Origin of the sequence: Streptomyces sp. NEAU-YJ-81, from assembly GCF_017592595.1 — a bacterium.
Classification (GTDB): domain Bacteria; phylum Actinomycetota; class Actinomycetes; order Streptomycetales; family Streptomycetaceae; genus Streptomyces; species Streptomyces hygroscopicus_B.
On the sequence record NZ_JAGFNO010000049.1, the window covers coordinates 34,070 to 40,727 of the forward strand.

At 68.4% G+C, this 6,658-nt stretch carries 6 protein-coding genes; 4 read left to right on the top strand and 2 right to left on the bottom strand.

What is annotated here, in order from left to right:
- Positions 1-153: 153 nt before the first annotated feature.
- Together J5X86_RS46720 and J5X86_RS46725 are read right to left on the bottom strand one after the other, a co-directional pair.
- Positions 154-1,275, bottom strand: a complete 1,122-nt coding sequence (locus J5X86_RS46720; RefSeq protein WP_208522696.1) for a hypothetical protein — start codon at positions 1,273-1,275, stop codon at positions 154-156.
- Between the two features lie 908 nt (positions 1,276-2,183).
- Positions 2,184-2,588 carry a MerR family transcriptional regulator gene (locus J5X86_RS46725; protein ID WP_208522697.1) on the bottom strand — a complete coding sequence of 135 codons (405 nt, stop codon included), beginning with the start codon at positions 2,586-2,588 and terminating at the stop codon, positions 2,184-2,186.
- Positions 2,589-2,993: 405 nt separating this feature from the next.
- Here J5X86_RS46725 and J5X86_RS46730 point away from each other — a divergent pair, with 405 nt between their 5' ends.
- The 4 genes from J5X86_RS46730 (at position 2,994) to J5X86_RS46745 (ending at position 6,550) form a co-directional block, all read left to right on the top strand.
- Positions 2,994-4,484, top strand: coding sequence for a SulP family inorganic anion transporter (locus J5X86_RS46730; protein ID WP_308124953.1), 1,491 nt, complete (start codon positions 2,994-2,996; stop codon positions 4,482-4,484).
- A 517-nt stretch (positions 4,485-5,001) separates the two neighbouring features.
- Positions 5,002-5,352, top strand: coding sequence for a hypothetical protein (locus tag J5X86_RS46735; protein ID WP_208522699.1), 351 nt, complete (start codon positions 5,002-5,004; stop codon positions 5,350-5,352).
- Between the two features lie 345 nt (positions 5,353-5,697).
- Complete coding sequence (locus J5X86_RS51590; protein ID WP_243983197.1) at positions 5,698-5,874, top strand: DUF6233 domain-containing protein; 177 nt, start codon at positions 5,698-5,700, stop codon at positions 5,872-5,874.
- Positions 5,875-6,400: 526 nt separating this feature from the next.
- Positions 6,401-6,550, top strand: coding sequence for a hypothetical protein (locus J5X86_RS46745; RefSeq protein WP_208522700.1), 150 nt, complete (start codon positions 6,401-6,403; stop codon positions 6,548-6,550).
- The last annotated feature ends 108 nt before the right edge of the window (positions 6,551-6,658 follow it).

The following is a 6,658-nucleotide window of genomic DNA, read 5'->3' on the forward strand; positions in this document are numbered from 1 at the left end:
GCATGCTGCTTGTCACCAATCGCGAGCTGAGCTGGGCAGCGGCCCTTGGTCGGTTCCCGCCATCGGGCTGCCGTGCGGCGCCGTCGGCGCAGTCCGTTTGAGGAAAGGCGGGGATGGCGAGGGGAGGGGCAAGCATCGATCGGGGAACCTGCCTCACAGTTCGACGGCGGCAGTGGGAGCCTCACCGTCCGGCGCCTGCTGGGCGCGGGCAGCCACCGCCTGGGTGAGGGCGCTGAGCGCGCCGAGATCGACAGTGCTGCCGTTCTCGTTCATGACGTAGACGGCGGCCACTACGGTCCCGCAGCGGACCACCGCCCGTCCCTGCGACCTGTCTACGGCGTCGGTGACGCCGGTGTACGTCAGCGTGACGGCGGCTGACTCGTCCCCGTAGAGCGGCCGCGCCAGCTCCGCCGGCTCCGTATCGCCGGCGAAGTCGGCCTGTTCCATTTTCAGTCCGAGGTACCCCTCGGCCGCCGCGTCGGTGCTGGTGTACGGCAGGACTTCGATTTGCACCTCTTCGAAGCTGACAGCCGGCCCCGGGTCGTACACCGATCGCAGGTCGAGCTGCGAGGTCGACTTGCAGATGTCGTGGCGCTCCCCTTGGCTGAGGCCACCGACGCGGGTGCTACGACACCGCTCCGTCGTCGGCGAGTCGCTCGCGAGGTTCCAGCCCTCCGGCAGGCTTGCCGGGCCCGGGAGGATCTGCTTGGCCCGCGCGGCGTCAAGGACGACCGGGGCTGGCCCGTCGGATGTACCGGAAGCCGGCGCGGAGGACACCGCATCGCGGGGGTGTCGCGAGGATGTGCCGCTGGAATGTCGGGAGGAGTCGTCGCCGGTGACCATCTGGACTCCGCCGTAGACCGCCAGGGACATCAGCGCGAGCAGTATGGCGGCGATTCCGGTGAGGGAGGCGCGGGTGGTGCGGGTGTTGGTGATCGTCAGCGGCCCCAGCGAGATCTGGCTGCGCCGCACCGTGCTGCCGCTTCCGATGACGATGCTGCCGTTGTACGAGGGGGTGACGGTGTACACAGGCGCAGCGGCCGGAGGCGGACCGGCGAGCACTGCCGCCATGCGGTCCCGGAAATCGGGATCGGCCGCCAGTGCCTCCCGGATCGCCTCCTGGAGTCCCTGTGTCGCCAAGGGATCCGCCGGATCGGCGCTTATCCCGGCGAGGGCGGCACGACCGTCCTCGGAAGTGCCGAGCCGCGCCCGCACGAGGTCGCCCACCGCCCGGCCCGCTTCGGCCCCCACTGCCGTAGCCGCCCCTGCCGCCATGCCGGTCAGTATCTGTACGGCTGATAACGCCATGCTCCCTGCCGCATCCATGCGACACCCCCCGTGTCCAGTCGAACCCCTGAGGCAACCACAGTCACGGCTACGGCACCAGGGTGCCCAGCACCCTCCTCATCCAGTGACGGAACGTTCCGCTCCGGGAAGCGGGCGGGAAGCTGCGCGGCGCCCTCTGGGGCCGACGACGGGGTAAGTCGGCGTGGTCGGGCTGTGCGCTCGGCTCCCGTGGTCAGCTCCCCGCGGTCTCGATGACAACAAGCGCGCCTTTGTGACAACTATCGTGCTTCGGCTCACTGCCCGCGTGTGACTGAGCCCCGTAGTTGGCGAGCCTGAGCGCCGTAGTTGGCGGGCAGAGTAGCGCCGGGGCCATGGTTCTGCCCCCGATTCGGGCGAAATCGGCAACCAGGTGTTCCATGAGCGCTGTGCTGGGTGCATGGGGCCGTCAGCCAGTACCTGCGAGGTCGAGCTTGGGCCGGTGTGGTCGCACACCTGTGGATTGGATGATCTTCTGGTTCCGTACCGCGTCGGCGCTGAGGCGGCCGGGCGGCTGGAGACAGGTCCAGGGTGGTCGCGGCGGCGGAAGACCGCCGCGGCGCGGACCGCGGGCTTGGACGGCTCCACGCCGTACATGCCCGGATGCTCGCCGTAGGTCTGCTGCCAATGCTCACGTTGGACCTCGGCCAGCTCGTGCTCGAACTCCGACATGCTGACGCCCTTCTCACCGCGCGGACCGGCCTCTAGTGCGGGTCGGCCCATATCCCCACCGTGTCACCGCCAAGCCGGTCCCCATCGCGCCCAGGCCGCAAGGTGCCGTCCGTCCCATGGACATGGAACGCCGGCCGAACCGGGAGCCTCCCGAAGCGGCGAACGAGCCGGACACTGAAGCCTTGTCCTCAGGGACGCCGCGCCGACGTGAGGCGCTCGTCCAGCGTGGCGGCGAACTCTTCCGCTCGCGCCAGTTGGGTCCGCAGATCCGCCACCCGCTGCCGCGCAGTTTCCTGGTAGCCGCGCACCCGGTCCAGCAGGCCCTCCCGCTCACCGGCCGGCAACTCGGCACCGGAGTCGAGGCGGTCGGTGGCCTCCAGCAGGTCGCGCATCTGATCCAGGGTGAAACCGAGCGGCTTCATGCGGCGGATGACCATCAGGCGGGCGACATCGGCTTCGGTGTAGAGACGGAAGCCGCCCTGGGACCGGGCGGAGGGGACGACGAGGCTGGTCTCCTCGTAGTGCCGGATGGTGCGCAGGGACAGCTCGGTCCGCGCGGCGACTTCGCCGATCTGCATGTGCTTGCCGTCCACGCCCGTGATCCTTTGGTCCTTCTCATCCCCGTCATCCCCGGCCGATCTCTACCCTAACGTTAGGGTAGAGTTCCGGTGGCGAGGGCCTCATGCCGCTGCCCGCCGCTGTCGTGCCGGGGCCGATGTCGCCCCCGGCGAAGATCCGATTCTTGCAGGAGAACCGCGTGCGCGAGCCCATGACGCCCGCCGCCGCGGCCTTCCCGCCGTGACGCCTCGCCCCTGGACGTGAGCCCGGCCGCACCCGCGCCTCCGCTTCGTCCTCTACGCCGACTTCCGGCCCACCCCTCTTCACAGGGCCGCCCGCGGGGCGCCTGCCCCGGCGCTCCGCGCCGTTCCCGCACGCCCCGGCTTTGCCGAAGGGGCGTGCCCGAGCACGAGGTTCAACTCCCCTTGTCCGGTTCCGCTGTGTCCCCAGCCGCGCGCCTGCGCGGCCTGAAACCCAATTGGCTGAAAGATCCCAAGGTCTGGCGCACCGAAGTCCTGGGCGGCCTGGTGGTCGCGCTCGCGCTGATCCCCGAAGCGATCTCGTTCTCGATCATCGCCGGAGTCGACCCGGCCATCGGCCTGTTCGCCTCCTTCACCATGGCCGTCACCATCTCGATCGTCGGCGGTCGCCGGGCGATGATCTCCGCCGCGACCGGCGCCGTCGCGCTCGTGACCGCGCCGATGAACCGTGAACACGGCCTGGGCTACCTGGTCGCCACCGTGATCCTCGCCGGTGTCATCCAGATCGCGCTGGGCGCCCTGGGCGTGGCGAAGCTGATGCGGTTCGTCCCCCGCTCGGTGATGGTCGGCTTCGTCAACGCCCTCGCCATCCTGATCTTCACAGCCCAGGTCCCCGAGATGACCGATGTGCCCTGGGCCGTCTACCCGCTGATCGCGGCCGGGCTGGCACTGATGGTGTTCTTCCCGAAGATCACCACCGTGATCCCGGCCCCGTTGGTGTCCATTGTGATCCTCACCGTCGTCACGGTCGCGGCCGGGATCGCGGTACCCACCGTCGGCAACAAGGGCGACCTGCCGTCCTCCCTGCCGGTCCCCGGCCTGCCCGACGTGCCCTTCACCCTGGACACCCTGACTACCATCGCGCCGTACGCCTTCGCGATGGCGCTGGTCGGCCTGATGGAGTCGCTGATGACTGCCAAACTGGTCGACGACATCACCGACACCCACTCCAGCAAGACCCGCGAATCCATCGGCCAGGGCATCGCGAACATCGTCACCGGCTTCTTCGGCGGCATGGGCGGCTGCGCCATGATCGGCCAGACGATGATCAACGTGAAGGTCTCCGGCGCTCGCACCCGCCTGTCCACGTTCCTGGCGGGCACGTTCCTGATGGTGCTGTGCATCGTCTTCGGCCCGGTCGTCTCCGACATCCCCATGGCCGCCCTGGTCGCCGTCATGGTCATGGTGTCGTTCACGACCTTCGACTGGCACTCCATCGCCCCCAAGACCCTCAAGCGTCTCCCCGCCGGGGAGATCACCGTCATGACGATCACGGTCGCGGTCGTCGTGGCCACCCACAACCTGGCCATCGGTGTCGTCGTCGGCTCGATCACCGCCATGGTCGTCTTCGCCAAGCGCGTCGCCCACCTCGCCCAGGTCACCGCTGTCACCGACCCCGACCGCGCTACCGTGGTCTACCGGGTCACCGGCGAGCTGTTCTTCGCCTCCTCCAACGACCTTGTCGGCCAGTTCAACTACGCCACCGACCCGAAGAAGATCATCATCGACCTGTCCGCCGCCCACATCTGGGACGCCTCCTCCGTCGCCGCCCTTGACACGATCGAGACCAAGTACGCCCAGCGCGGCAAGACCGTCGAGATCACCGGCCTGAACGAGCCGAGCGCCCACCTCCACGGCAAGCTCAGCGGCGAACTGTCAGCCAGCCACTGAGCTCAGCCATCCCGCCTCGAAAGGCCGCCCCGGCAACACGGCTGCCCAGGCGGCCTTGAGCGCTGTGCTGGATCCATGCGGCGATCAGCCAGTACCTGCGAGGTCGAGCTCGGACTGGTGTGGTCGCACACCTGGGGGCTCAATGATCTTCTGGTTCCGTACCGCGTCGGCGCTGAGGGGGCCGGGCAGCTGAAGACAGGCCCAGGGTGGTCGCGACGGTGGACAGCGGCACGGGGACGACCCAGGTGGATGTGATCTGTACGGTGCGCGAACTCGCTGCCGTGCGCGGCTGGGGCAGGCTGGGACCTGCATGAGTACCGGCGCTCTTCCCTGACCCATCTTGGCGAGCAGGCGCGTCGGCGCTGAGGCCAAAGTCGCCCCACCGGCGCCCGCCAAGTACAACGCTCAGGGCCCGCCAGCTAAAGCGCTCACTCGCCAACTACGGCGCTCAGTCACACGACGACACTCCGAGCGCTGCACCACCACCCCAAGAATCGAACAGGTTTATGATTCGGTCATGGTCAGAGCCTACGACTTCCCTGAGGACCTGCTCACCGCGCAGGAACAGCTTCACCAGGTCGTCCACGCCCTCAAGGCGCTGTACGACCGCCTCCCGTGGTCCGTCGAACCCCATCCCGGCTTCCACGACCCGGAGTACTGGCGCCCGCGACAGCGCCCCGCGACTGACGGCTGGTCCGAGGAAGGCCGGGCGGAAGTACACCGGCTGCGGGCCCAGCAGCAGGAGCTGAGCATCAAGGTCGTCACGCACCCCTTCTGGGCGAAGTTGGAGGGTCTGGACCTCGTCACCGCACGGACGGTGCTCAAGTACGTCCACGACACTCCAGCTGTCGACGCGCCCGCCGCATAGCGGTGACGGACCCCTTCAGCCCCGACAGTCGGGACCCGGACGCTCCCGGGCCGCCGGCATGGCACGAGCTTGCTGACGGCCAGAGCGTCACGGCCCAGGTCATCGGCCGTATCCACCGTACCGGCCCCGGAGGCGGCTGGTGGTACGAGCTCCGCCTGCCCATCTGGGCCGAAGCGCAGCTCCGACCGCATCACCGTCGTACCCGACGAGGTTGTCTTTCGCGTCCCCGCTCGCCTGGTCACTCCCATCGAGGACATCGACTACTCCGGCGTGCCGACCCGGCGGGAACGCCCGCCAGGCCGACCACCCTGCTCCTTCCCCGCCACCCCGGGAGGCCGGTGGAGCGTGCAGCACCTGCCCGCGGCCGCGGGCGGCCCCGGGCGCCGGGTCATCCACGATGAGTCGTGCTGGATACCGACCGGCGGCGCGGACCTCATGCTCGACCAGGCGCTGCGCGAGCTCGCTCGTCCGGGCAGCGAGGCATGTGCCGCCTGCGAGGCCCGTCACCTCCCGCGATCCTGAAGCCGCATTTCTTCGGTTCTCCGATGGACGACGGGGAGGTGAGACCTTGTCAGTCACTGCCCGAGGTTCAGCGGCAACCTGGGCACTGTGTCCGGCGTTGTCGCCCGACGACGACCGATGCCGCTCGTTCCGGTCTGTGCGACGCCTGCTCACGTGTGACGTCGGCCACCTACGTGACCGCTCCCGGCCATCCCCGCAAGTGGCGCATCCGCATTTGCACTGGTCAGGGCTTTGATCACAGGTCATGTATTTCACATAAAACTACTTACCGTGCCTGATGGAGATCACTGAGTAGTTTTTCTCGGGTTGCGGATGCGTGTTCCGCCCCGGAAATCGCTTAGGTGGAACACGAGGCCCAAGAAGCCTTCGACGTACACCTGTTGTGCGCCGTGTCCACCCCAACCTCGACGAAGAGGAACCGTGCGATGCATGTCCCCGCGATGCGTGACGCTGCCGGGAGGCCGATGTGATCGGTGACAGCACGTCCGAAAGCGCCGCGTCTCCGGACGCAGGAGCGCCTCAGCCGGTGCGCGTTCCGCTGCAGCTCCCGCTGGACTTCGAGGCCTTCTACCTCGGGCACCAGGAGCTCTTCCACGACTACGCCGAGACCCAGCTCGGCGGCCGCCGCGCGGCGGAAGAAGCGATCCACAAGGCGTTGCAGCGACGTCGGCGTTGAAGCAGCGCAAGTGACGGTAGCCGATGTCGTCTGCCACGAGAACGTCAGTGGTACTGCCAGGAAGTGTCAGTGGATTGCTTCGATCGTGAACGCGCCGTGCGTGTGGGA

Coding starts and splice junctions, on each gene's coding strand:
- J5X86_RS46720 (WP_208522696.1), bottom strand. CDS start 1,275: ATGGCGGCAGGGGCGGCTACGGCAGTGGGGGCCGAAGCGGGCCGGGCG.
- J5X86_RS46735 (WP_208522699.1), top strand. CDS start 5,002: ATGGTCAGAGCCTACGACTTCCCTGAGGACCTGCTCACCGCGCAGGAA.